The sequence below is a fragment of the Pseudomonas sp. ef1 genome (genome assembly GCF_007293365.2).
GTDB classification, from domain to species: domain Bacteria; phylum Pseudomonadota; class Gammaproteobacteria; order Pseudomonadales; family Pseudomonadaceae; genus Aquipseudomonas; species Aquipseudomonas siliginis.
In genome coordinates, this window is record NZ_CM129815.1 from 4378913 (window position 1) to 4405581 (window position 26669).

The 26669-nt window shown below is 59.7% G+C and carries 19 protein-coding genes; 8 read left to right on the forward strand and 11 right to left on the reverse strand.

Features of this window, described 5'->3' with window-relative positions; genetic code table 11:
- Positions 1–101: 101 nt before the first annotated feature.
- Positions 102–578 carry a hypothetical protein gene (locus FEE99_RS19825; RefSeq protein WP_041480078.1) on the reverse strand — a complete coding sequence of 159 codons (477 nt, stop codon included), beginning with the start codon at positions 576–578 and terminating at the stop codon, positions 102–104.
- Between the two features lie 726 nt (positions 579–1304).
- On the opposite strand from FEE99_RS19825, the gene FEE99_RS19830 reads away from it, so the two are divergent.
- The 6 genes from FEE99_RS19830 (at position 1305) to FEE99_RS19855 (ending at position 12906) form a co-directional block, all read left to right on the forward strand.
- On the forward strand, positions 1305–4886 hold the full coding sequence (locus FEE99_RS19830) for a toxin VasX (RefSeq protein WP_335340682.1): 3582 nt from the start codon (positions 1305–1307) through the stop codon (positions 4884–4886).
- A complete protein-coding gene (locus FEE99_RS19835) occupies positions 4876–5991 on the forward strand; it encodes a SoxR reducing system RseC family protein (RefSeq protein WP_221264763.1) in 1116 nt (371 codons plus the stop codon). The genes FEE99_RS19830 and FEE99_RS19835 overlap by 11 nt, the downstream gene beginning before the upstream one ends.
- Positions 5992–6192: 201 nt before the next feature.
- Positions 6193–7353, forward strand: coding sequence for a hypothetical protein (locus tag FEE99_RS19840; protein ID WP_237143778.1), 1161 nt, complete (start codon positions 6193–6195; stop codon positions 7351–7353).
- A 77-nt stretch (positions 7354–7430) separates the two neighbouring features.
- Positions 7431–8675, forward strand: coding sequence for an exonuclease SbcCD subunit D C-terminal domain-containing protein (locus FEE99_RS19845; RefSeq protein ID WP_041480076.1), 1245 nt, complete (start codon positions 7431–7433; stop codon positions 8673–8675).
- The gene (locus FEE99_RS19850) at positions 8672–12313 is read left to right on the forward strand and encodes an AAA family ATPase (RefSeq protein ID WP_041480075.1); all 3642 of its coding nucleotides are present in this window, start codon (positions 8672–8674) and stop codon (positions 12311–12313) included. Before FEE99_RS19845 ends, FEE99_RS19850 begins: the two co-directional genes overlap by 4 nt.
- Positions 12310–12906 carry a glutathione S-transferase gene (locus FEE99_RS19855; protein ID WP_041480074.1) on the forward strand — a complete coding sequence of 199 codons (597 nt, stop codon included), beginning with the start codon at positions 12310–12312 and terminating at the stop codon, positions 12904–12906. Before FEE99_RS19850 ends, FEE99_RS19855 begins: the two co-directional genes overlap by 4 nt.
- Positions 12907–13029: 123 nt before the next feature.
- On the opposite strand, the gene FEE99_RS19860 is transcribed toward FEE99_RS19855, so the two are convergent.
- From FEE99_RS19860 to FEE99_RS19895, 8 genes are all read right to left on the reverse strand, one after another.
- Positions 13030–13287 (reverse strand): hypothetical protein, encoded by a 258-nt coding sequence (locus FEE99_RS19860; protein ID WP_039763921.1) that lies wholly within the window; start codon positions 13285–13287, stop codon positions 13030–13032.
- On the reverse strand, positions 13284–13496 hold the full coding sequence (locus FEE99_RS19865; protein ID WP_041480073.1) for a hypothetical protein: 213 nt from the start codon (positions 13494–13496) through the stop codon (positions 13284–13286). Before FEE99_RS19865 ends, FEE99_RS19860 begins: the two co-directional genes overlap by 4 nt.
- A gap of 265 nt (positions 13497–13761) precedes the next feature.
- Positions 13762–13941 carry a hypothetical protein gene (locus tag FEE99_RS19870; protein WP_016775003.1) on the reverse strand — a complete coding sequence of 60 codons (180 nt, stop codon included), beginning with the start codon at positions 13939–13941 and terminating at the stop codon, positions 13762–13764.
- 156 nt (positions 13942–14097) lie between these two features.
- Entirely contained in the window at positions 14098–15273 is a 1176-nt protein-coding gene (locus tag FEE99_RS19875; protein WP_041480072.1) for a lactonase family protein, read from the reverse strand.
- A complete protein-coding gene (locus tag FEE99_RS19880; protein WP_041480071.1) occupies positions 15260–15571 on the reverse strand; it encodes a DUF5629 family protein in 312 nt (103 codons plus the stop codon). The genes FEE99_RS19875 and FEE99_RS19880 overlap by 14 nt, the downstream gene beginning before the upstream one ends.
- Before the next feature lie 206 nt (positions 15572–15777).
- Positions 15778–17358, reverse strand: coding sequence for an aldehyde dehydrogenase (NADP(+)) (locus FEE99_RS19885; protein ID WP_041480070.1), 1581 nt, complete (start codon positions 17356–17358; stop codon positions 15778–15780).
- Between the two features lie 9 nt (positions 17359–17367).
- Positions 17368–18360, reverse strand: coding sequence for an AraD1 family protein (gene araD1, locus FEE99_RS19890; protein WP_041480069.1), 993 nt, complete (start codon positions 18358–18360; stop codon positions 17368–17370).
- A gap of 156 nt (positions 18361–18516) precedes the next feature.
- Entirely contained in the window at positions 18517–19839 is a 1323-nt protein-coding gene (locus FEE99_RS19895) for an MFS transporter (protein WP_024013183.1), read from the reverse strand.
- Positions 19840–20031: 192 nt separating this feature from the next.
- Between FEE99_RS19895 and FEE99_RS19900 the strand changes: the two genes are divergently transcribed.
- A complete protein-coding gene (locus FEE99_RS19900; RefSeq protein ID WP_041480068.1) occupies positions 20032–21768 on the forward strand; it encodes an IlvD/Edd family dehydratase in 1737 nt (578 codons plus the stop codon).
- Between the two features lie 186 nt (positions 21769–21954).
- Positions 21955–22674: a FadR/GntR family transcriptional regulator gene (locus tag FEE99_RS19905; RefSeq protein ID WP_016775009.1), complete on the forward strand. Its 720-nt coding sequence runs from the start codon at positions 21955–21957 to the stop codon at positions 22672–22674.
- 151 nt (positions 22675–22825) lie between these two features.
- On the opposite strand, the gene FEE99_RS19910 is transcribed toward FEE99_RS19905, so the two are convergent.
- Together FEE99_RS19910 and FEE99_RS19915 are read right to left on the reverse strand one after the other, a co-directional pair.
- On the reverse strand, positions 22826–25210 hold the full coding sequence (locus tag FEE99_RS19910) for an efflux RND transporter permease subunit (RefSeq protein WP_024013186.1): 2385 nt from the start codon (positions 25208–25210) through the stop codon (positions 22826–22828).
- Positions 25207–26250 carry a WD40/YVTN/BNR-like repeat-containing protein gene (locus tag FEE99_RS19915; RefSeq protein ID WP_041480067.1) on the reverse strand — a complete coding sequence of 348 codons (1044 nt, stop codon included), beginning with the start codon at positions 26248–26250 and terminating at the stop codon, positions 25207–25209. The genes FEE99_RS19910 and FEE99_RS19915 overlap by 4 nt, the downstream gene beginning before the upstream one ends.
- Between the last annotated feature and the right edge of the window lie 419 nt (positions 26251–26669).

The following is a 26669-nucleotide window of genomic DNA, read 5'->3' on the forward strand; positions in this document are numbered from 1 at the left end:
ATTGGTGGCTCAACTCAAGAAATGTAAAAAGCTCGCCCACGGTCTTGAGGTGGGTACATTAAGAAAAAATCTTTTATCAGCGAGCGTTGGGAAGGGGTCAATCATTGTTTCACCTGATAAAACGTAACCACCGGGCCGTAATTCTCATCCGAGTTCGACACCTCGACAGTGAATAACGTGTCCGGGAATTTTTCCTTCAACACCATTCGCCAGGCAAACCCGATCATCTCGCACAGCTGAAGAAATATTCTGGGCGATACACCATTTCCGTATTGGCCAAAAACTTCATAAATCTTCACATAATTCATAAGCCGCTCAACCTCCGCCATGTCGCCAGCGACCAGGTTCACGCAGCGCGCGAACGTCTCGTTTGAAAAATTTCGCTCCAGGAACACGCCTCCCTCAGACACGATGAACGTCGGGAAGAGCAACGTGGAAAACATCAATATCTGTTCCGGGTGGCATTGGTCGTTGATATACGAATGAATATCCAGGCCTTCCTGATTTGCCCATTGCTGCTTCCACGCGTCATAGGGTTCAGTGTCGATGACGAAGGGTAAAGAGTTGATCAGATGCATTGCATGGGCTCCAGACACGATTTTCCGCCGCGGGGGACCTTGGGGGGACAGACCTCTGTTTATCAGAACTTGTTTTGTCCCTGGTTCTGCTCCATTACCCGCACGATCCAGCGAGATACTGGGATTGGCAACGACGATGCCATCGGACTGCGCTCATAGTGGCTGCAAGACCATGATGTTTGCCAGCAGGAACGTCTGTCCGCGCTTGGGCATGCCAATGAACTGATGAGTTCGCCCACAGGGGCAGGAGACTGGTGCGCGAGAAATACGTACGACGAACGTCCATGTAGAAGATCCTGTAACGGGCAATAATCGATCTGATCAGGTGCCATGCTCGGCCGGACAGCGGCGCGGATAAGCGCAAAGAGTCGCTGGCGTCTCTACAATGGCGCATCAGCCGGCATGATATTAGGTGGCCACTATTTTGGCGTCAATCAATGGATGGGTTGAACAATCGGTTTCGATGAGCGGTACAGCCCGTATCCTCGGGCAATGCGCCTGTTAAAGGCTCTGTTTGCCCTGCGTCGGTTGGCGACCGCGGATACGCATTTCGAGCTACTCACGATTCATCCGAAGTAACCTCTGTAAGATTTCAGACGATCCCTTGTAGGTTTCATCCCGAGTGTTCGATTCCTACGCAAAACACAGAAAGATCTGACTGCTGTCGTTTTCCAGATACACGCACATTTCTCTGTCACAAACAGACACAGGGAAATGTGCTCAATGATGCACCCCGCCAACCTCGCGGCAGCTGCCGCCTCGAAAGCGCCCATTGGTGCGCCAGCCGCCTGCCCCTTGCGCAACACTCACGTGCAACTGCTGCCCCTCGCGTACGGCTTGGTGGAAAAATCCTTCGACCCCAGCACCGAACTCACGCTGCCGTACACCCTGACCACGCGCCCCATGGGCATCCGCCGCCTGCGCGACGGTTGGCTGTACATCGTCGACAGTCTCAACGGTGAGCTGTACGAATATCGCGTGCTGGAAGGTGTCATCAGCGCATTGCTGCATCGCGGCAAAAGCGTCAGCGAGGATCAGCGCAGCGCCATCGAAGAACGTCCGGCGTTGATCTTCTCGCGCAAAAGCACCCTCTACGTGACCTTCGCCGACGTGCAGTTGAGCGCGGCGAAATGCCGACAGGTGCTGGACAGCGCGGAGGAGCGCGAGCACTTCATGCAGGCGGTCGATCTTGGCCCGGTGCATTGTCTGATCGGCGGCGAGCATCTGCTCACCGTGGCCCAGGCGAAACAGTGGCTGGCGGAAGTGGCCTGCACAGCGAAACCGCTGGCCGAGGCCGACGCCACGCGGATGCCGACGGTGCAGGTCAGCGATGCGCCGGAGCATGAGCGTGAACCCTATCTGTGGGAAAACCCACGACGTTTTCGCGAGGCGCATATCGGCGAATTTCTTGGTCGGGTGCGCGGACCTTATCAGGACGACACGCTGTTTCTGCTGGTCAACGACGACCTTGGGGTGATGCGCGATCTGGCCGATTATCAGGACCTGGTAGTCGGCTGGATCGAGCAGTGGAGCAACACCGACAACAACGAGCGCGACTATCTGCTGGCCAGTTACATCGAGTCGCTGAGCCAGCTCGGCGCTCAGGATTTCGACACCCTGGCCAAGGCCAGCGACGATCCGCGCGCCCAGGCATTGTTTGCTGAACTGGAGCAATTGCCCGAGCCGGATCGGGAAAATACCCGGCAGGCGCTGCTCGAGTATTTGAACAAGGGGGGTGAGGTCCAGCCAGTTGCAGTCGAAGCCACGCCTGAGTTGCAACAGCTTCGCGAAAAGGCACTGGACGAGTCATTGGCGCTGAACCGCTTCGACGGCGTTGCCCCGGATTTCACCGCGCACGCTCGCGTCACCGCCGAGGCGGATCGACGCTTTTATACCCGCGAATATTTTCTCGAAGTAGCCCCCGCCGAATTCGTCGAGCGTCATCTGAGCACACTGGTCGAGCTCGGCAAGGACCAGAGCCGGCGCATGAAAGACGTGCTCGACGGCCCGTTGCTCAGCGGCAAACGCGGCATCAATGACCTGATCGACCGCCCGGCCATGGACGAGGTGCTCAACAGTCATCGCGACAACCTCGGACGCTGGAATCGCCTGCTCGAACGCATCACCGCCGACCGCGCGCAATTGCTGTGCGCCGGGCGTTTCCATCGCTCGGCGTGGTATTTCGACGGCCAACTGCAGATCGATCAGGCGCTCGCCAGCGAATACGCCTGCCTCAAGGACATCGGCCGTAGCGATGCGGCCAACGAACAAATGCTCGATTACCTCGAACAACACCCGCAACTGACCCGCCCGTTGTTCTACACCTTGCCGCTGCGCTTGCAGACTGAACAGGCCGGGCAATATTCAACGCTGTTCAACGCCGGCATGGCGATGTTCAACAACCTGCCGGACTGGTTGGCCAAATTGCAGAGCATCGAGCAGCCGCAGCTGCCGGCCCTCGACGATCTGCCCGCGCACAGCCGCGTTCTTGCCGATGCGGTGCAAGACACCTACAGCCCGGCGCTGAACCTGGGCCTGAGCCGGGCACTGGAAGGTTTTGATCTTGCCGACGAGAAAATCCCCGACCTCGACGAACTGTTCCAGCGCCTGCCCAAAGCCCTGCGCCTGCGCGTCTTCGACGCCGCGCGAACCAGCGGCGTGACCTTCACCGTATCCACCCCGGCGGAACAAGCGGCGCTGCAAGCCACGATCAAGGAAGTGCTGCGCGAACGGGACTACCTGAAAACCCTCAACCGCGAACGCAACCAGCTCACCCACAACAAAAACCGCCAGGGCCACAAAACTGCCCGGGCGGTGGAATTGCAGCAGGAAATCGTCCGCGTGCGCACGCAACTGGCCTTGTTCGAAGGCCGCCTCGCGGCGGCGTTGAGCCCGATTGATGAACTGCCGGATCGCTCGGCACGGCTGTACGGCGCCACCCCGGCGAAAGCGGGATTGACGGTGGTGTTTCCGCCGGCGCAGCAGGGGGAATTGCGTGGGTTGTTGGAGAACATTCGCGCGGGAGTGGCGGGGGTTTCGAAGGCGAGTCTGGTGCGGACGGAGGGGATGGGGTTGTTGGTGGTGTTGGTGCAGGTGGTGAATTTGGTGGGGGTTTATCGGGAGCTGCGCAGGCAGGCTGTAAATGAAAGAGTGTGGACCTCGTTGATGAATTCAGTCGTTGCAACGGGAGCGGCGGGATTTAGTGCCGCACAAAGTCTTGCTGATACGGCGTTAAAAGTTCGCTGCGCTTCTCTAGTGGCAAGCGTTCAGCTCCATGCCTTACAGACCGTGCACGTGCAGATGGGGAAATTGCATGTGGGATTGGGTTTTTTTACATATTTGTCAGGGTTGGCTTCTTCTACGAACAGTATTGTCACGCAGCGCAAAAACTGGGAACAGGCGGTTCGCAGTGGAAATCATTCGGCGCAAAGCGCAGCTGCATTGGCGACGATGGGAGCTGGTGGCATGACATCAGTTAGTGGCTATGGTTTGACCAACACTGTCCACTCCACATTCAAGGTATTGAAGGCGTCAAGTAATGCCGCTCGTAGAGCTGCTTGGGCCGCTGCTGGCACACGTTTATCCACCGTCTTTTTCCGCTTCAATCTCGCTGGAGCACTTTTTACTGTTCTAGAGCTGGGGGGTAGCTTGCTGTACAGCCGCTACAACATCAGTGCTCACGATAAATGGTTGAAAATCACACCGTGGAGTAGGGATAGCGAGATGCGTGGCGACCACTTACTTGATGACTATCAAAGTTATCTGGCTTTTTTAATTCACGCACCTTACGCGCAGCTTGGCCCAAATCTGTACGACTCTTGGCTGAAGGATCTGTTATTCAAAGCCAAACCCAGCGATATTCACTTAGCATTGCCGACCCTAACGCTGAATGATCTGCTGCGTCCGTTTGGCGGCAACCCAACCTCCCGTTTAGGTATCGGCGCGCACCGCATTTCAATTCCGCTGCACAGTCGAGGAGCACCACGAGAGCAGCGAGATGTCATTAGTGACGAGATTTTAAGCAGCCTGCGCATCGTGAAGTCCAGCCCAGAAGGACTGATACTTTGTCTCCAGTATCCAGCGGGCCTCGGGTCGGAATTTGTTCCCGCGAAAGAAACGCTGGAATTGGCTGTGTGCGTTCAGACATTGAATAAAAAAGGTGAATGGGCATCTCGAACTCGCGTCATTCACCTCGACCCGCGTGGTGAGGGTCATTTTGGGGTTGTTACTCCCCAACAGGTCAAAGAAAAACCTCCAGTTTTGCTGGTTGAGGCTCACCTGTTAGAAAGAGCTGACCATGCTGAATAATCACGATGATCCATTAGCAACTCGCCCGCTTCGACAGCCTAGAAAGACCGGTGACATTGAGGCGTTTCCGAGCGGAAAAATTACCTATCTCGCGCCCTTGCCATTACCAACATCAATGCCAGCTTACGGTCCGCATATTGGTGAACTGAATGACGTTTATATGGATTTCGGTTTAGGGCCACTGGAGGTTTTTTCTTGGCAAGTCATTTTAGGCGGACCATTCAGCGGCACATTAATGATCGCGTTTCTATATCCACTGATGGGAGGGTTTATAGGACTTCTGTTAGGTGATAGCTGGGAGTTCATTAAAGAAGTCATTGAGGGTATTTTTTTTGCCATTTACAAATTGGCTTTCTCAACGGGTTTAATTGCCTTGTTTATTGGCCTAGGCGTCTGGCACCACGTCCACAAAACCCGCGCCACCCTCATCCCAACCCGCTTCAACCGTCAACGCCGCGAAGTCTGTTTCATGCCCCAAGGCGCCACCGAGCCGGTCTTTGTCCCGTGGGAGTCGCTCAGCGCCTGGATCATCGAAGCCAAAGGCGCCACCCAGTTTGGCATCCACCGCCAATACGGCATGGGCATCGGGTTTCACCACGGCGAATCCCCCACCAGCCTCGAATTCCAATGCGCCGGCCTGCAGCTCGCGATCAGCCATTGGGAGGCGATTCGCGGTTACATGGAGTACGAGGTCAACGACCTCAAATCGATTCAGGACCTGCAAGACCTTCAAGGCCCGGACGACCCACCCCACGAAGGCCTGCACACTTTTCGTAACGCCCGCGCTCGGATGCATCAGCAGATCCGTGAAGGCCGGCGCTCGCGGCTTTCGGGGTTCTTCTGGTACCTGTATCACGTCATGACCTTATGGACGATTCCCAATCGCCTGGTTGAATGGGAAGTGCGTCGGCTGGAAAGAATCGGCAAGCAGGCGCTGCCGGAAGTCATGCGTGCCTGGTCCGAGCCGCTGCCGAAAGAGCAATGGGCCAAGCCCAGTGAAGAGTTGTTGCGGCTGAGCGAACAAGTGCGGCGGATGCACAAGCGCCAGCCGCATCGACCGATTACGCAGATTTTCGCTGAGGTTTGCAGGCGAGCTGAGTGCTGATGTTGAGCAGTTTTGTGGCCAGAGGGTGGGAGGTTTTTTGCCTGTTTGAGCGCCTTCGCGAGCAGGCTCGCTCCCACAGAGGACCGCGTTGGACGCGGATGTTTCGGTTGATCTTGGACAAAGTGGGAGACCCTCGGGGTGGCGGCCATTTCTCAGTGGTTGCTACCGGGTCGGCCAAGGAAAACCCGATGGTTCTGCTGGTTGAAAATCAATACCTCGGAAGGGCTGACCATGCTGAATAATCACAATGAGCCTCTTGTTGATGCGCAATGTGAGGTGATCAGAAAAGCGGGCGATGTAGAGCCGTTTCCAAGCGGAAAGATCACCTATCTCGCACCGTTGCCACTGCCCACACCGATGCCCCCTTATGGCCCACATATCGGTGAGTTCAATGATGTTTACATGGAATTCGGGATAGGACCGCCGCAAGTGTTCATGTGGCAGGTAACAGTAGGGTTGCCCTTTAGTGCAACCTTCATGATCACGTGCCTTTTTCCCGCAATTGCTGGTTTTATGTTTTTTCTGGCAGGTTCGGGGTGGAATGACATATGCGGCGCCATCGAAGGAGTTTTCGATGCTTTGATTGGTACGGGCTCTTTGACCATTTTTTGTTCTTTGTGTATTAACCTGGGCGTCTGGCAGCACGTCCACAAAAAACGCCTCTCCCTCATCCCAACCCGCTTCAACCGTCAACGCCGCGAAGTCTGCTTCATGCCCCGGGGCGCGACCGAACCGGTCTTCGTCCCGTGGGAATCGCTCAGCGCCTGGATTATCGAAGCCCAAGGTGCCAGCCAGTTCGGCGTCCATCACCAATACGGCATGGGCATCGGTTTTGATCACGGCGAAACCCTAACCAGCCTCGAATTCCAATGCGCCGGCCTGGAGCTCGCGATCAGCCACTGGGAAGCGATTCGCGGTTACATGGAGTACGAAGTCAACGACCTCAAATCGATCCAGGAACTGCAAGACCTGCAAGGCCCGGACGACCCGCCCCACGAAGGCCTGCACACTTTCCGCAATGCCCGCGCGCGGATGCATCAACAGATACGTGAAGGCTGCCGCTCACGGCTTTCGGGATTCTTCTGGTACCTGTATCACGTCATGACCCTATGGACGATTCCCAACCGTCTGCTCGAATGGGAAATTCGTCGGCTGGAAAGAATCGGCAAGCAGGCGGTGCCGGAAGTCATGCGCGAATGGTCCGAGCCATTGCCGAAAGAGCAATGGGCCAAGCCGAGCGAAGAGTTGTTGCGGATGAGCGAGCTGGTGCGGCAGATGCACAAGCGCCACCCGCATCGGCCGATTACCGAAATATTCGCCGCTGTCGGTGCAAGCAGACACACGACAAGGCAAGGGGCGTGATTTGCCAGTAAACTCCCCTCCTCTCGCCGCCCTTTGTTCCTCGCGGCCACCCTCTTGATCAAAATGCGGAGTCCACCTTGCGTCTGTTCCACACCTCCGACTGGCACCTTGGGCAAAACCTGCACGGCCAGGAGCGCGATTTCGAGCACGCGTGTTTTCTCGAATGGCTGCTGCGCCAGTTGCACTTGGCGCAGCCGGATGTGCTGCTGATTGCCGGCGATATCTTCGATACGGTCAATCCGCCGGTCAAAGCTCAGGAACGCCTTTACGACTTCATCGTCAGCGCTCACGAACAGCAGCCGTTGCTGACCATCGTGATGATCGCCGGCAACCATGATTCCGGCTCGCGGATCGAACTGCCGGCGCCGTTGATGCGGCGTTTGCGTACTCACGCGTTGGGTCGGGTGCTGTGGCTGGATGACGGGCAGCTCGACGCCGAACGTTTGTTGCTGCCGCTGCCGAATGCGCAGGGAGAAATCGCCGCGTGGTGTCTGGCGCTGCCGTTCTTGCGCCCGGCGGAAGTCACTGGCGCGCATCTGGGTGACAACTATCTGCGCGGCATCGGTCAGGTGCATGAATGGCTGATCGCGGCGGCGAATGCCAAGCGTCAGGCCGGGCAGGCGTTGATCGCTATCAGCCACGCGCACATGGCCGGGGGCTCGGTGTCGGAGGATTCCGAGCGTAGCCTGATCATCGGCAATGCCGAAGCGCTGCCCGCCAGCCTGTTCGGCGAAAGCATCAGTTACGTCGCCCTCGGCCATTTGCACAAGCCGCAGAAGGTCAACGGCGAGGAGCGCATCCGCTACAGCGGCTCGCCGATTCCGCTGTCGTTCTCCGAAATCGGTTATCAGCATCAGATTCTCGATGTGGTCCTCGACGGTGAAACTCTGGTCAGCGTCGAGCCGAAACTGATCCCGCGCTCGGTCAATCTGCAGCGCATCGGCCCGGCGCCGCTGGCCGAGATTCTGCTGCAACTGGCCGACCTGCCGAACATCGATCTGCTCGCCGAAACCCAGCGCCAGCCCTGGCTCGAAGTGCGCGTGCGCCTGGATGAGCCGCAGCCGGATCTGCGCCATCAAGTGGAAACCGCACTGCAAGGCAAAGCCGTGCGTCTGGTGCGCATCGCTGCTGAATACGCCGGCAATCGCGGCGTCGATGGCAGCGATGACGGCAGCACGTTGATCGAACTCGACCAGCTCACCCCGCAGGAATTGTTCAGCCGCGCCTGGCTCGACAATTACGGCAGCGAGGTCGACGACCAGACGCTCAAGGACTTCGCCGAACTGCTGCAGGACGTGCAACTGGAGGGCGAGCAGCCATGAAAATTCTCGCCATTCGTTTGAAGAACCTGGCCTCGCTGGCCGGTCCGTTCGAGATCGATTTCACCGCCGAACCGCTGGCCAGCGCCGGGCTGTTTGCGATCACCGGCCCCACAGGCGCCGGCAAAAGCACGCTGCTTGATGCGTTGTGTCTGGCGCTGTTCGGCGCCGTGCCGCGCCTGAACAACACCGGTCGCGATGCGAAAGTCCCCGACGCTGACGGTGAAATCGCCACTGGTGACCCGCGCACCTTGCTGCGGCGTGGCACGGGTGAAGGCTATGCCGAAGTGGATTTTGTCGGCGTCGATGGCCGCCGCTATCGCGCGCGCTGGGAAGCCAATCGTGCTCGCGAGAAGGCTGGCGGCAAACTCCAGGCCAGTCGGCAGAGCCTGCGCGACATCGATCAGGATCAACTGCTCGCCAGCCAGAAAGGCGAATACAAAACCCAGCTGGAAGCCGCGCTGGGCCTTAACTTTGAACAGTTCACCCGCGCGGTGCTGCTGGCGCAGAGCGAGTTCAGCGCGTTCCTCAAGGCTGACGACAACGACCGCAGTGAACTGCTGGAAAAACTCACCGACACCGCGCTGTACACCCGTCTCGGCCGCCGCGCCTTCGACAAGACCAAAGAAGCCCGCGAAGCGCACAAGCTGCTGCAGGATCAGGCTACCGGTGTGACGCCTTTGGCGCCGGAAGCTCGCGCCGAACTCGACGAGCGTTTCAACACCGCGCAGCAACAGATGAAGGCGCAACAGGCGCAGCTCAAACAGCTTGAGCAACAACACGGTTGGCTGAAGGACTTGCGTCTGTTGCAAGAGGCGCAAAAGGCCGCCAGCGAACAACTGCAAGCCGCGCAACAGCAATGGCAGGCACTGGCCGGCGAGCGGGTAAAACTAACGCGTCTGGAACAGCTTGGCCCGCAACGCCATCTGTTCGCGCGCAAGGCCGAGCTTGATGCGCTGCTGACGCCACTGGCGACGCAGATTGCCGCGCACACCCAACAACACGCCGCGTTGGGCGAACGCCAGACGCAACTGGCGCAAAACCTCGACGCAGCAAAAGTCGCCCTGAGCGAAGCGCAACAGCGCCAGAGCGAAAACGCACCGTTGCTGCGTCAGGCATTCGAAGAGCAAAGCACCCTCGCCCGTCTGATCAAGGACACTGCCAGCAGCGCCGAAGCCCGACAAACCGCCGAGCAAGCGTTCAAGGATGGCCAGAGCGCGATTCAGGCCTTGCAGGAAAAACAGGCTGAGGTCGCCGAGCGTTTGCAACGCATCGCCACCGAGCTTGAGCAGAGTGCGCATCTGGCGCCGTTGAGCGATGCCTGGAGCGCCTATCGCGACCGTCTGCAACAGCTGATGCTGATCGGCAACCGCTTGAACAAAGGCCAGAGCGAACTGGCGTCCCTCGAACAGAACGCCGCGCGCAGTGCTGAGCAACTGGCCTCGCACAAGCAACAACTGGAAGTGCTGTTCAAAGAGGCTGGCGCCGAGCCCGATGCGGTGGCCGAACAGATCGGCCTGCTCGGCACCTTGCTGCAGGACAACCGCAAACAGCTGCGCGCAATCGAAGACCTGTCGCGCTTGTGGGCGACTCAGCAGGATCTCGACAAGCGCAGCGGCGAGTTGCAACAACGTCAGCTCGACGCGCAGCAGCAACGTGAACGTCTGACCCAGGACGGTGTGAAAACCAAGGCCGAACTGACCGTCGCCGAGCAGACCCTCAGCGTCACTCGCGAGCTGCTTGAACGTCAGAGGCTGGCGCGCAGTGCCAGTGTCGAAGAGTTGCGCGCGCAGTTGCAGGACGATCAGCCCTGCCCGGTCTGCGGCAGCAACGAGCATCCCTATCACCAGCCCGAAGCGCTGTTGCAAAGCCTTGGCCGTCACGATGAAAGCGAACAGGCCAACGCCCAGCAAGTGGTCGATCAGCTCAAGGAAAAACTGATCGAACTGCGCGGCGAAGTCGGTGGCGTGATCGCACAACAGAAAGAATTGCTCCAGCAACAGGAACAACTGGCGGCGCAGCAACAAGCCCTGGCGCCGAGCCTCGACGCGCATCCGCTGGCCGCGCAACTGTTCAATCAGGGCGCCGACAAACGCGACGCCTGGCTCAGCCGCCAGACCGAGCAGTTGAACCAGAGCATCACTCAGGACGAACAACGCCAAAGTGCGCTGCTCACCTTGCAACAGGACGCTGCGCGCTTATCGCAGCAATTGCGTCAGGCTGAAGTGGCGCATCAGCAAGCGGCGCAACAGCTGAGCCATCAGCAGCATGAACTCAACAGTGATCGTCAGCGCCTTGAGGATGAACTCAGCGCGTTCGGCCCGCTGCTGCCCGCCGACACACTTGAGGCCTTGCGCCTGGAGCCGGCGGCAACGTTCATGCAGCTGGACCGGCAGATCGCCGAGCGTTTGACCCAGCTCGAACAGCAAAAGGAAGAGCTGAGCGAACAGCAGCAACGCCAGCAGACGTTGGAGAAAGAACAGGATCGCCAACAGCTGCGCACTCAGCAGCTGCACAGTGCCGAACAGCAATTCACGGCGTTGACCGAGCAGCAGCAAAGCTGTCAGGAAAAACTCGCGCAGTTACTTGGCGAGCACAGCAGCGCCGAGCATTGGCAGCAGCAGTTGGAACACGCCGTGGAACAGGCGCGCAGCGCCGAAACCAGCACCGCTGAAGAGCTGCAAAGCGTGCGCACGCAACTGGTGCAGATCGCCGCTGAGCTCAAGGCCCAACAGGAACGCCTGCAAGCACTGCAAGCTGAAGACCTGGCACTCACCGGCAAGATCGCTGATTGGCGCGCCAGCCATCCGGAACTGGATGACGGCGGCCTCGAAGACTTGCTGCGCTTCGACGACGCGCAAGTCGCCGAACTGCGCCAGACCCTTCAGCACAACGAAAAAGCCATCGAACAGGCCCAGGTCTTGTTGCAAGAGCGCGATCAGCGCCTGCTCGATCACCAGGCCCGGCAGGACGGCAATCTTGACGCGGAACAGCTGGACAGCGCCCTCGCCGAGCTGCAAAACCAGTTCGCCGTCAGCGAGCAGCAGTGCGCCGAACTGCGCGCCGAACAGGCGGAAGACCAGCGCCGACAGAACGCCAATCAGACGTTGGCCCTGCAGATCGCTGACGCCTACGCCGAGTATCAACGCTGGGCGCGACTCAGTGCCTTGATCGGCTCGGCCACCGGCGACACCTTCCGCAAGATCGCCCAGGCCTACAACCTCGACCTGCTGGTGCATCACGCCAACGCGCAGCTGCGCCAACTGGTCAAACGCTATCGCCTCAAACGTGGCGGCAGCATGCTCGGCCTGCTGGTGATGGACACGGAAATGGGCGACGAACTGCGCTCGGTGCATTCGTTGTCGGGCGGCGAGACGTTCCTCGTCTCGCTCGCCCTTGCGCTGGGTCTGGCTTCGATGGCGTCGAGCACGCTGAAAATCGAATCGCTGTTTATCGATGAAGGCTTTGGCAGCCTAGATCCGGAATCCTTGCAACTGGCCATGGACGCGCTCGATGGCTTGCAGGCGCAGGGACGCAAGGTGGCGGTGATTTCCCATGTGCAGGAAATGCACGAACGGATCCCGGTGCAGATTCAGGTGCGGCGTCAGGGCAATGGTTTGAGTACGCTGGAGGTGAAATGAACACGCTGTATTCCTTCCGCCGCTGCCCTTACGCCATGCGTGCGCGAATGGCGCTGCGTTATGCGGGTGTGCCGGTGGAGATCGTTGAGGTCAGCCTGAAGGACAAGCCGGCGGAAATGCTCGCGCTCTCGCCCAAGGGCACCGTGCCGGTGCTGAATGCCGATGGTGTGGTGATTGATGAAAGTCTGCAGATCATGCGCTGGGCGTTGGCGCAGAATGATCCGGATGATTGGTTGCTCGCCGGCGACTCGTTCGCAGCGCTGTGGATGGAAAAACTGATTGAGGGTAATGATCAGATTTTCAAATCGGCATTGAATCGCTACAAGTACGCCGAGCGTTACCCCGAGCAGCCGATGGAAGCTTATCGAGCTGAAGGTGCGTTGTTTCTGCAGAAACTGGATGAGCTGCTTGAAGGACGTGACTACTTGTTGGCCGATCATCCGAGCCTCGCCGACATCGCCCTGCTGCCTTTCATTCGCCAGTTCGCTCATGTTGATCGGAAGTGGTTCGCGCACACGCCTTATGTTCGCTTGCAGGCCTGGTTGCAGCGCTTGCTCGAATCCGAGCTGTTCATCTCGATCATGAAAAAATAACCCTTTGTCCCTTTGATCGTTCCCACGCTCCGCGTGGGAATGCAGCCGGGGACGCTCTGCGTCCCAGTGGAACGCGGAGCGTCCCTTGAGGCACTCCCACGCAGAGCGTGGGAACGATCTTCGTCAGGCCAGGGCGTTGCACATGCCCAGCGCCATGCAATCCACTTCAAACGGCCCGAGAAAATCCACCGCGACCTTGACCGGTGGATTGCCGGCCATCAGCCCCAGCGTGTTGGCGCGTTCAATGTTGTGCGCGATGTTGTGGTTGGCCTCTATGGCTCGGGCCAAGCCGCCCACCGAGCCCTGGCCAAATCCCAACAGTGAGGCGCCGTTGGTCATCAGCGCGAGGCTGGCGATGACCCAGAGTCTGTAGCCTTTCATGCGCCGCCGACTCCTGCGAGTTCGGCCCTGTCGACCATCGCGCTTTGCGAGCGCAGTTCGAACTGGATGCCGGGGTGGGCGACGTCGATCGGGACGTCGAAGCTGTGTTCCATCTGTGCGCCGATGCTGACGAACAGCACCACGGCCAGGTACAGACCGATGGCCAGGTAGGCGCCGCGTTTGGCGGAAGTGAGGATTGCGCTGGCCATGGTGTTCTCCGTGGGCAAAGGTTTCGATGGCCACAGAATCAATCAAAAAATCCGAAGCAACCACTCAGGGTTTGCAATGGTGAATATCAGCTTCGTTGATTATTTAGCGGCTCTATTTGCCCGCGAGAGAAAAACTATGGGAGTAAAACGAGCGCACGCGTAGGAGCTGCCGAAGGCTGCGATCTCTTGTTTGATCGTTCCCACGCAGAGCATGGGAACGATCAAGATCGCAGCCTTCGGCAGCTCCTACAAGGAGACGGGAATTTCAGGCTTGGGTTTTGTGATCCAGCGCGGCGTAGAAGTTGGCGCTTTGTTGCAGGTATTTCTGGGTGTAGCTCTGGGTGTGGGATTTTTTGCTGGCGATTTCGACGTTGGCACCGGCTGGCAATACCACGGTGGCAGAAATGGCGGAAGCGGCGATGACGGAGAAGAGATTGAAATTCATGGCGGTAACCCTCGTGTTCGTTTGCTTGGTTTGCCCGGTCGGGCTGTGAAACAAACGTAACGCTCGAGGGTTGCTCGCTTGAAATCTTTTGTAGCATTAGCCGATATCAGTGCAATTAATACAACGATGCAGGCCCCGCAGACCGGGGCCTGTGGCTTATTGTCGCACTAGAAACTTCAGATCGCTTGGCGCGTCGATCGGCAGTTTTTGCACGGTTTTACCCAGCAGACCGGTCTTGGCATCGCGTTCGACGACGACAATCTGGTTGCTCTTCTGGTTGGCAATCAAGACGAATTTACCGCTCGGATCGAGGGCAAACTCGCGCGGGTGATCACCCTCGACCGAGCGCTTTTGCAGCTCTTTGAGCTGACCGGTCGCAGGATCAATGCCGAACACTACGAGCTGATTGGCCGTGCCGCGATTGCTCACGTAGAGAAACTTGCCGTCAGCCGAGGCATGCAGCGCCGCGCCGGCCTTGTCCGAGGTTGGCTGGCCCGCTGCGAGATCGACCAGTTGCGTCTGGGTCAGCACGCCGTCGTTGTAGTCGAACACCGCAACCTGCGCGCTCATCTCCATGGTCAGCCAAGCGTGTTTGCCATCAGCGCTGAACAGCAGATGACGCGGGCCACTGCCGGCCGGCAAGGCAACCGAGGCGGTTTTCGCCGGGGTTAGCGGCAGGTGCGGGTTGGCCTTCGGGTCGTACTGATAGATGAAAACCTTGTCCGCGCCCAAATCATTGGAGAACACATAGCGACCGTCCGGCGAAGACACCGTCGAGTGCACGTGATTCGAGGCCTGGCGCTCAGGGTTGACCCGACTGGCCGGGTGGCCGCTCATCTGCACCACCGGTTTCAGCTGGCCGTCGGCATCGACCGGCAATACCGCCAGGGTGCCGCCCGGGTCTTCCATCACCGAGTAGTTGCTGACGAACAGGTGTCTGGCATCAGCGCTGAGGCTGGAATGGGTCGGCTCGTTGCCCAGGCTCTGCACCTGATTGATCAGGCTCAGCGCGTGGGTCTTCGGGTCGATGGCGAAGCTGCTGACGCGGCCGACCGGGTCAGTCTGGCCCGGGCCGTTTTCGTTGACCACGAACAAGCGCTTCTGGTCTTTCGAGAGGGTCAGCCAGGACGGGTTTTCGGTCTTGACCACTTGCAGCGGCTTGGCGTCGATCTGGCCGGTGGCACTGTCGAACTGCATGCGGTAGATGCCCTGGCTGGAACCGGCGGTGTACGAGCCGACCAGCAACTGCAAGGTGTCGGCGCTGGCGCTGGAAAGCCCCATCGCGCCGACGCTGCCGGCCATCAGCAAAGGCCAGAAATTACGCATCTTCATTATTGTCATCCTCATCGTCGCTGCTGCTGACTACGTCGCCGAGGGACACCAGACGATGCTCGCCCGTGGTCTTGGTGTCGCTGGCGTAACCGACGATCAGCCAGCTCTGCAGCGTCTCATCGAACGTCGCTTGCGCGACCTGCGCCGGGGTGAATTCCCAGTGCTTGGCTGCACGGCCATCAATGCATTCGATGTGCAGGTTATCGTCCTCGTCGAGGGCGAAGTCGAAGGCGTGCAGGCCATCGATTTCGACCATACCGCAATGTTCGAGGGCGTTGAGAAGGGTTTGGGCAGTCATGGCAAACAGTCTTTCTAGGGGGGAAAGGGCCAATGATAGCCCAATGTGATCCAGAGGCCCCTGCTGGAATCTCTGTCTGATCGTTCCCACGCTCCGCGTGGGAATGCCTCAAGGGACGCTCCGCGTTCCAGTGGGACGCAGAGCGTCCCGGGCTGCATTCCCACGCAGAGCGTGGGAACGATCAACACAAAAAATCGCGGTGTTGGCTAGATCGCCTCACGCGATGGCTTGCCATCCACCAGGCGCTGAATCCGCAGCGGGTTGGCGTTTTTCAGTGGTTCGGGCAGCAAGCTGTCCGGGTAGTTCTGGAAGCACACCGGGCGCAGGAAGCGATCGATCGCCAGCGTGCCCACTGACGTGCCGCGCGCATCGGACGTTGCCGGGTACGGGCCGCCATGAACCATCGAATCGCACACTTCGACACCAGTCGGATAACCATTGAGCAGGATGCGCCCGACTTTCTGTTCCAGCAGCGGCGTCAGTTCGGCGAATTGCTCGAAGTCAGACGGCTCACCAATGATCGTCGCGGTCAGTTGACCGTGCAGGCCATGCAGCGCCGCGCTGAGCTGTGCCTGATCGGCCACTTCGACGATTACTGTGGTCGGGCCGAACACTTCTTCCTGCAGCACTTCGTCACCGTTGATCAACAGGCTGACATCAGCCTTGAACAACTGCGGCTGCGCCTGATTGCCCTGCTGCGGATTACCGGCCAGATGCTCAATGCCGCTGTGCGCCAGAAGCTTTTCCAGGCCTTTGCCATAGCTGCCGAGGGTGCCGGCGTTGAGCATGGTTTGCGCCGGTTGATCACCGATCGCAGCGGCGACTTGCTCTACAAACGCGCTGAACTGCGCAGAGCGAATACCGATGACCAGACCTGGATTGGTGCAGAACTGACCGCAACCCTGCACCACCGAAGCGGTGAGGTCGCGCGCGACGGTTTCCGCACGCGTGGCCAGTGCCTGCGGCAAGACAATCACCGGGTTGATGCTCGACATCTCGGCGAACACCGGGATCGGTTGCGGACGTGCAGCGGCCATGTCGCACAAAGCGCGACCGCCCTTCAGTGAGCCAGTGAAACCAACGGCCTGAATTGCCGGATGCTTGACCAGCCATTCGCCGACGCCGCCACCGTAAATCATGTTGAACACGCCAGCGGGCATACCGGTTTTTTCTGCGGCACGAATGATCGCGTCGGCGACCAGTTCAGCGGTGGCCATGTGGCCGCTGTGGGCCTTGAATACCACCGGGCAACCGGCGGCCAGCGCTGCTGCGGTATCGCCACCGGCAGTGGAGAAAGCCAGCGGGAAGTTGCTCGCACCAAACACCGCGACCGGGCCGAGGCCGATGCGATACTGGCGCAGGTCCGGACGAGGCAGTGGCTGGCGATCAGGCAGTGCCAGATCGATCCGTGCGCCGTAGAAATCACCGCGACGCAGGACTTTGGCGAACAGACGCATCTGCCCGCTGGTGCGACCGCGCTCGCCCTGAATGCGCCCGGCTGGCAGCGCGGTTTCGCGGCAGACTACGGCAACGAAATCGTCGCCAAGCGCATCCAGCTCATCCGCGACTGCGTCGAGGAACTGCGCGCGACGTTCGGCGCTGAGGCTGCGATAGGTCGGATAAGCCGCAGCGGCGGCCTTGGCGGCGGCATCGACCTCTTCGGCCGTGGCCTGGATGAACTCATGCGGCAAGGCCTCGCCAGTGCTGGCGTCGACCGAGTGCAGTTTGACGCTGCCGGCGGCGCTGCGCTGACCGCCGATGTAGTTGTGACCGAGAATCTGAGTCATGGGATCTCCTTAAAGGGTGCCGATGCTGTCCGGTTCAAAAGCCGCTTTGACCGGTGCGATACCGTTTACCAGCGGTGCGCCGAAGTCGGCCTGGCTGATCTCGAACGTGTCGCCCGGCTGGGTGCGGATGCCGTCGGCAAACGACAGGGTCGCAGTGCCGAAAAAGTGAATATGCACGTCGCCCGGACGCAGGAACTGACTGTATTTGAAGTGGTGGTACTCGAGGTTCGCCAGGCTGTGGCACATGTTGGCCTCGCCACTGAGGAACTCGTTCTGCCAGAGCACTTCGCCGTCACGCAGGATTCGGCTGGTGCCGGCAAGGTGTTGAGGCAATTCACCGGTGCGAAGTTCCGGGCCATAACTGCAACTGCGCAATTTCGAGTGCGCCAGGTACAGGTAATTCTTGCGCTCCATGACGTGGTCGGAGAACTCGTTGCCCACCGCGAAACCGAGGCGATACGGCTTGCCATCGTTGCCGATGACGTACAGGCCGGCCATCTCCGGCTCTTCGCCAGCGTCTTCGGCGAACGGCGGCAGCGGGAACGCCTGCCCCGGACGCACGACAATGCTGCCGTCGCCCTTGTAGAACCACTCTGGTTGCACACCGGCCTGCCCCGCCGCCGGTTTGCCACCCTCCACGCCCCATTTGAAAATGCGCATGGTGTCGGTCATTGCCGCTTCATCGCCGGCCTGCTGGTGCATCTTGTCCCGGGCCGAAGCGCTGCCCAGATGGGTCAGGCCGGTACCGCTGACCAGCATGTGCGCCGGGTCCGGGTGATCGAGTGGCGGCAGGATGCGCAGGTCTTTGAGCAATTGCGCGTAGTCGTGGCTCGCGCCGAGGCCGAGGCTTTGTACTTGCTGCTCAAGGGAGCTGCCAGCCTCGATTGCCGCCAGGGCCAGATCACGGACACTGCGGGCGTCCTCGACTTCGCGGACCTGACCGTTGTCGACCACGCCGACCCGGCGCTCGCCGTTGGGTAATTCGAATTGAACCAGATGCATATGTCCTCTCCTTTATCCAAAATTCCGAAACACCGCAAAACCCTGTGGGAGCTGGCTTGCCAGCGATAGCAACCTGTCTGACACGTCAATGTTGGATGTGCCGCCATCATCGCTGGCAAGCCAGCTCCCACAGGGGTGGTAATTGAGCCATAGGTGTCAGGTTCGGGTCGCGCCACGGGCACTTGCTGCGAACTGGTCGACGGGCAGCACATGCTTGCGTTCCAGCACGCGGTAGACGATGCCGGTCAGAATCAGCCCGAACACCATCACGCCCGAGAGGAAGTACAACCCCGAAGCCAGATTGCCGGTGTATTCCTTCAACGCGCCGATCACGAACGGCCCGATATACCCGCCCAGATTGCCCACCGAGTTGATCAAGGCAATCCCCGCCGCCGCACTCGCGCCAGCAAAGAAACGCCCCGGCAAGGTCCAGAACACTGCGGTGCATGAGAACAGCGCGAACGCCACCAGACACAGCGCCGCCAGTTGCGCCACCGGCAGCGACAGCCAGGCACTGAGGAACAGGCCCAGCGCACCGAGCACATAGAGCACCGCCAAGTGGCCGTAGCGATCATTCAAACGGTCGGAACTGCGCGGAATGATCAGCAGGCCGATGATCCCGAAAATGTATGGCACCGAAGAGACGAAACCGGTGACCAGATCGCTGCCGCCGAACTGTTTGATCAACGTCGGCAGCCACAGGCCCAGACCATAAATGCTCAGGGTCACCGGCAGATAGAACAGCGCCAGCAACAACACACGTTTGTCTTTCAGCGCATGCAGCGGATTGCCGTGACGGGTCTGGCCGTACTCCTGCAAATCCTTTTTCAGTTCGCCGGTCAGCCAGTCTTTTTCCGCCTGATCCATCCACTTCACTTGCTGCGGGCCGTCCGGCAGCCAGCGCAGGACCGGCCAGGTCAGCAGGATCGCCGGGGTGCCGATGACGATGAACAGCCACTGCCAGCCGTGCAGGCCGAGGATGCCGTCCATGCCCAGCAAACCGCCGGACACGGGACCGGTGATCATCATCGCGATGGGTTGCGAGAGGATGAACAGGCCGAGGATCTTGCCGCGATGGCGCACCGGGAACCATTGGGTGATGTAGTACAGCACGCCGGGGAAGAAGCCCGCCTCGGCCGCGCCGAGCAGAAAGCGCATCACGTAGAAGCTGTGCGGCCCTTGCACGAAGGCCATGCCGATGGTGATCGCGCCCCAGGTGATCATGATCCGCGCGAACCAGCGTCGTGCGCCGAAGCGTTCGAGCATCAGGTTGCTGGGAATCTCTAGAAGAAAGTAACCAATGAAGAACAGCCCGGCACCGAGGCCATAGGCGGCGTCGCCGATGCCGATGTCGGCGCCCATGTGCAGCTTGGCGAAGCCGACGGCGGAGCGATCCACATAGGCGATCAGGTACAGCAGGATCAGGAAGGGAATCAGTTTCAGTGTGATGCGCCGGACAAGCCGCAATTCCTGGCTCATGAGATCGGTCTCCGATTGTTGTTTTTATAGAACCTCGGGGGACGCCTCTCGCCAAAACAGCCAGGGCCATCCCTCCGTTGAAAACGACTATATAGTAATACTAATTACCCAACAACACTTCCAAAGCGCGGATTTTGAGCTTAGATTAAGCGTCAGCTCGCAAACAATAGTCTTACAATAAGAGAATCGATCATGTCTGATAAGAAACCCACCCTGCGCTCCGCCCAATGGTTTGGCACGGCCGACAAGAACGGCTTCATGTACCGCAGCTGGATGAAGAATCAGGGCATCGCCGACCATCAGTTCCACGGCAAGCCGATCATCGGCATCTGCAATACCTGGTCGGAACTGACCCCGTGCAACGCGCACTTCCGCCAGATCGCGGAGCACGTCAAACGCGGGGTGATCGAGGCCGGGGGTTTTCCGGTGGAATTCCCGGTGTTCTCCAATGGCGAATCGAACCTGCGCCCGACTGCCATGCTCACCCGCAACCTAGCGAGCATGGACGTTGAAGAAGCGATTCGCGGCAACCCGATCGACGGCGTCGTGCTGCTCACCGGTTGCGACAAAACCACTCCAGCACTGCTGATGGGTGCGGCCAGTTGCGACGTGCCGGCCATCGTCGTCACCGGCGGGCCGATGCTCAACGGCAAGCACAAAGGCAAGGACATCGGCTCCGGCACCGTGGTCTGGCAGCTCAGCGAACAGGTCAAGGCCGGCACCATCACCATCGACGACTTCCTCGCAGCCGAGGGCGGCATGTCGCGTTCGGCGGGCACCTGCAACACCATGGGCACCGCGTCGACCATGGCCTGCATGGCTGAAGCGCTGGGCACTTCGCTGCCGCACAACGCCGCGATTCCGGCAGTGGATGCACGGCGTTATGTGCTGGCGCACATGTCCGGCATGCGTGCGGTGGAGATGGTTCGCGAAGATTTGAAACTGTCGAAGATCCTCACCAAGGAAGCCTTTGAAAACGCCATTCGCGTCAACGCCGCCATCGGTGGTTCGACCAATGCCGTGATCCACTTGAAAGCCATCGCCGGGCGCATCGGCGTCGAGCTCGATCTGGACGACTGGACGCGCATCGGTCGCGGCATGCCGACCATCGTCGACCTGCAACCGTCCGGGCGTTTCCTGATGGAAGAGTTCTACTACGCCGGTGGCCTGCCAGCGGTACTGCGTCGCCTCGGTGAAGCCAATCTGATCCCCAACCCGAACGCACTGACCGTCAACGGCAAGTCCATCGGCGAGAACACCAAGGACGCGCCGATCTATGGCGAAGACCAAGTGATCCGCACCCTCGACAATCCGATTCGCGCTGACGGTGGCATCTGCGTGTTGCGCGGCAATCTGGCGCCGCTGGGCGCGGTACTCAAGCCGTCCGCCGCTAGCGCTGAACTGATGCAGCATCGCGGTCGCGCGGTGGTGTTCGAGAACTTCGACATGTACAAGGCGCGGATCAACGATCCGGAGCTGGACGTCGATAAGGATTCGATTCTGGTAATGAAGAACTGCGGGCCGAAGGGTTATCCGGGCATGGCTGAAGTCGGCAACATGGGCCTGCCGGCCAAGCTGTTGGCGCAAGGCGTGACGGACATGGTGCGCATTTCCGATGCACGGATGAGCGGCACCGCTTACGGCACGGTGGTTCTGCACGTCGCGCCGGAAGCGGCAGCGGGCGGGCCTTTGGCGGCAGTAAAGGAAGGCGACTGGATCGAACTCGATTGCGCCAGCGGCCGTCTGCATCTGGACATTCCGGATGCTGAACTGGCCGCACGCATGGCCGATCTGCAAGCACCGCAGCAGTTGCTGGTGGGCGGTTATCGTCAACTGTACATCGATCACGTCCTGCAGGCGGATCAGGGTTGCGACTTTGACTTCCTGGTTGGTTGCCGAGGTGCCGAGGTTCCGCGCCACTCCCACTGACAGCGCAATTCCCCTGTGGGAGCGAGCCTGCTCGCGAAGACGGAGTGTCAGTCGACATCTATTTGACTGGAATACCGCCTTCGCGAGCAGGCTCGCTCCCACATTTGGTTTTGTGTCTGCCTCAAGATTGTCTGGTGCCTGCTATGATGCGCGGCATCTCCATCGCTCAGGATCGCGCCACTCCCCATGGATTACCGCAAACCTTCCGACCGTAAAAGCATGCACTCGCGCATCGTCCAGGAACTGGGCATGCAGATCGTCTCCGGACGCTTTTTGCCCGACGACAAACTGCCCGCCGAAGCCCTGCTTTGCGAGGAGTACGCGGTCAGTCGCCCGGTGTTGCGCGAAGCCACCCGGGTGCTGGTGGCCAAGGGTCTGGTGTATTCCAAACCGCGCGTCGGCACCGTGGTCAAGGCTCGCCGCGAATGGCACATGCTCGACCCGGACGTGCTGCACTGGCTGATGCAGAGCAGTCCGCAGAATGAATTCTTCAACGTGCTGACCAGCGTGCGCAGCATCATCGAACCGGCAGCCGCCGCCCTCGCCGCCCAGCATGCAACCGATGCCGACATCGCCGCGATCAACGAAGCCTACCAACGCATGGAAGCCGCGCCGACCCCGGAAGCGCTGTTGCAGCCGGACCTGGACTTCCACAGCCGCATCGCCGATGCGACGCACAACGACCTGCTGGCGAACCTGTGCAACATGTTGGCGGTAGCGATTGCCGAGGCGTTGAAGCATTCCAATCAGCGGCCGAATCTGCATGAACTGGCGTTGCCGCGGCACAAGGCGATTCTGACCGCGATCGAGAATCGTGATGCCCTGGGTGCCCGGCATGCGACGCTGGTGCAGCTGGATGATGCGCGCAGTGCGTTGAGTGTGGTGCTTGGCGCTGAGCTCACTTAGAGCAAAGTCAAAAGATCGCAGCCTTCGGCAGCTCCTACCTTGGAATGCGTTCCCCTGTAGGAGCTGCCGAAGGCTGCGATCTTTTGATCTTGATTCACAAAAAAAGCCGCAACCCCTCAAGGTTGCGGCTTTGTCGTTTCAGCCCTTCAGATCAGTGGGCAAACAGCGAATTGCCCTTCTGCCCCGCCAGCTTCTCCGGCTTGATCAGGAACTTGGCCAGCGCCGGCAGCAGCCACAGCGCGCCGAACATGTTCCACAGCAGCATGAAGGTCAGCATCAGGCCCATGTCGGCCTGGAACTTGATCGCCGAGAAGATCCAGGTGCACACGCCGATCGCCAGGCACAGGCCGGTGAACAGCACCGCTTTACCGGTCGACTTCAGCGTCTGGTAATAGGCTTCCTGCAACGGCAGCCCGGCACGCAGGAAACTTTCCAGGCGGCTGTAGATGTAGATGCCGTAGTCCACGCCAATCCCCACGCCCAACGCCACCACCGGCAGCGTCGCGACTTTCACGCCGATGCCCATGAACGCCATCAGCGCGTTGCCGAGCACCGAGGTGAGCACCAGCGGCAGGACGATGCACAGGGTCGCTGCCCATGAGCGGAAGGTGATCATGCACATCACCGCCACGCAGATGTACACCAGAATCAGAATGGTCAGCTCAGCCTGTTTGATGACTTCGTTGGTGGCCGCTTCGATCCCGGCGTTACCGGCAGCAAGGATGAATTCCAGACCGTCCTTGTTGTTTTCCTTGGCGAACTCCTGCACCGCGTTGACCGCACGATCGAGGGTCTCAGCTTTGTGATCGTTGAGGAACACCAGCACTGGCGCCAGCGAGCAGCTGTTGTTGTACAGGCCATCGGCGCGGGCGATCGAGTTGTTCAGCACGTCCGGATTGCGCGACAGGGTTTCCCATTTCAGGTTGCCCTCGTTCATGCCCTTGATCATCTGCTTGGACACGGTCACCAGCGAGATCGCCGACTGCACGCCCTCGGTGTTCTGCATCTTCCACATCAGCTGATCGATCGGCGCCATGGCTTCGTAGCGCGAGCAGCCTTCGGCCTTGGTCTTGACCATCACCACCAGCACGTCGGAGCTGGTCGAGTAGTTGCTGATGATGAAGTTGTTGTCCTTGTTATAGCGCGAGTCCGGACGCAGTTCCGGCGCGCCTTGGTCGAGGTCGCCGATCTTCAGGTTCTGGCTGTACCAGAGGCCGCCACCGAAGGCGATCAGCGCCAAGGCTACCGAAATCGGTGCGACTTTCGGGCTGGCGAAGTTCGACAGCAGGCGCCAGAACGGATGTTCACGGTTCGCATCTTTCTTGCTCTTGGCAATCGCGCGCTTGCTGATGCCGACATAGGAAATCGCCACCGGCAGCAGGATCAGGTTGGTGAACACGATCACCGCAACGCCGATGGACGCGCCGATCGCCAGTTCACGGATCACCCCGATGTCGATGATCAGCAGGGTGATGAAGCCCACCGCATCGGCGAGAATCGCGATCATCCCCGGCAGGAACAACTGCCGGAAGGTGCGCCGTGCAGCGGTCAGGGCGTTATCGGCCTCGCTGGATTGCAGGGCGATACCGTTGATCTTCTGCACGCCGTGGGAGATGCCAATGGCGAAAATCAGGAACGGCACCAGCATCGAATACGGGTCGAGCCCGAAGCCGAAGAAGTGCATCAACCCGAGTTGCCAGACCACCGCCACCAGCGTCGTGCTCAACACCGCGATGGTGCTGCGCAGGCAGTTGGTGAACCACAGCAGCAGAATCAGGGTGATGACGAAGGCGACACCGAAGAACAGCACCACCATCACCAGACCGTCGATCAGGTCGCCGACCTTCTTGGCGAAACCGACAATATGGATCTTGATGTTGGGGTTCTGCGCTTCGAACTTGTTGCGGATCTTGTCTTCGAGCTCATGGGAGAACTGGCGATAGTCCAGCGCCAGCAACTTGCCCTGGTCCTGCGGGTCCGGGTAGGCCTCCAGCAGCGGGATGTCGACGATGCTCGACTTGAAGTCGTTGGCCACCAGACGCCCGACCTGGCCAGACTTGAGCACGTTGTTGCGCAGCAGATCGAGGCTGTCCTGGGAACCGTTGTAGCTCTGCGGAATCACTTCACCGCCGGCGAAACCCTCTTCGGTCACTTCGGTCCAGCGTACGCTCGGGCTCCACAGCGATTTGAGGCCGGAACGGTCGACGCCGGAAATGTAGAACACTTCGTCGTTGATCTGGCGCAGGGTCTCCATGTACTCCTTGGAGAAAATGTCGCCGTCGGTGGCTTCCACCGAAATACGCACGGTGTTGCCGAGGTTCGCCAGATCGTTGCGGTGCTCCATCATCTTTTCGATGAAGGGATGCTGCAGCGGGATCATTTTTTCAAAACTGGTCGACGGCCGGATCAGCGTGGCCTGCCAGAACAGGAAAATGCTCACCACCAGGCAGATCAGGATCACGGCCGGACGGTTGTTGAAGATCAGGCGCTCGAGAACCGTCGCCTTTTCCTGCTGAGGAGTGATCAAGGAAGTCATAGCCCCGCCTTCTTGTTATTGGTCTCGGCACCGTTTGGCAGGGTGATGTGCAAACCACCCTGCCCGGTCAGAATCAGGTTGCCGTTGCCGGCGGCGGTGACCGACGACAGCGAAATGCGATCCGGGCGGTTGAACACGCTGAAGGTTTCGCCGTTGTCGCTGCTGCTGATCACCGAACCGCCGTTACCGACGATCACGATCGAGCCGTCTTCGAGCAGCGTGCCGCCAGACAGACCGAACTCCAGCGCACCGCGAGCGGCTTTGAGTTCGACCTGCTCCCAGTTGCTGCCGAAATCAGTGGAGCGATAGAGGTTGCCGCGCAAGCCGTAAGCAAGGAGGGTCTGCGGTTGCGCTGTGCCGATCACGCCGAACAGTGAACCTTCGTACGGGCCTTCAAGTTTTTCCCAGGTCTGGCCGTCATCGGCGGAGCGGAACATGCTGCCGGACTCGCCGACGATGAACAGCCCGGCGTCTTTCACGGCGGCGATGGCGTTGAGGTGGAACTGGTCTTCGTTGTCGAGGCGATCGCTGACGTCTTCCCAGTTTTTGCCGCCGTCGGTGGTTTCCAGCAGCGTGCCGTAGGCGCCCACGGCAAAGCCGCTGCTGGCGTCCTTGAACCAGACGTCGAGCAGCGGCGATTCGCGTGCGAGATCTTCGAATTGCTTGGTCCAGGTCAGACCGCCGTCTGCACTGGCGAGAATCTGTGCGTCGTGGCCCACGGCCCAGCCGTTTTTGTCATCGACGAAATACACGGCGGTGAGCAGTTGCCGGGTTGGCACCTTGGCCTGGGTCCAGGTTTTGCCCTGGTCATCGGAATAGACGATGTGCCCGCGATCGCCGACCGCGACCAGACGCGCGCCAGCGTGGACGACATCAAGAATCAGGCTTTTTGCGGCCTTGGCCGATTCGGTGGCATAGACCACTTCAGCCGGGGCCTCGGCGGCAATCACAGGTGCCGATAACGTGGCAAAGCCCAGCAGCGAGAGTGCTGTGGCCAGCAACGCGGTGTTGCGTAACGCCGGCGGGCGGCAACGACTCATAGACCTTCCCCTATTTATTATTGTTGGGCCATCGGGCCTTCAAGGGCGCCGCAAGGGTGCTCGGCTAGTGGCAGATCAGAAGCATAGTCCTGAAACCCGCAATCCAGAGCCCCTTCGGAAGCTGGCTCATCCTATCGGGCTTTGCAAATGTCTGACAATCGGCGCCGCGTTATCTTTTGTTAACCGAAAGCGGCTCTCTGTAACCCATCATTTTCCCTGTGGGAGCGAGCCTGCTCGCGAATGCGGTGTATCAGTCACCCTGTTTATTGGCTGACCCATCGCTTTCGCGAGCAGGCTCGCTCCCACAGGGTTTGTAGTGATGGTTGGTTTTGCGACAAAGGGTGAATGCGCAGCCATTCGTAGGATGGATGACGCAATTGTTGTGGAGGGGACTTGCAGGATTGGTATTATGGTATACC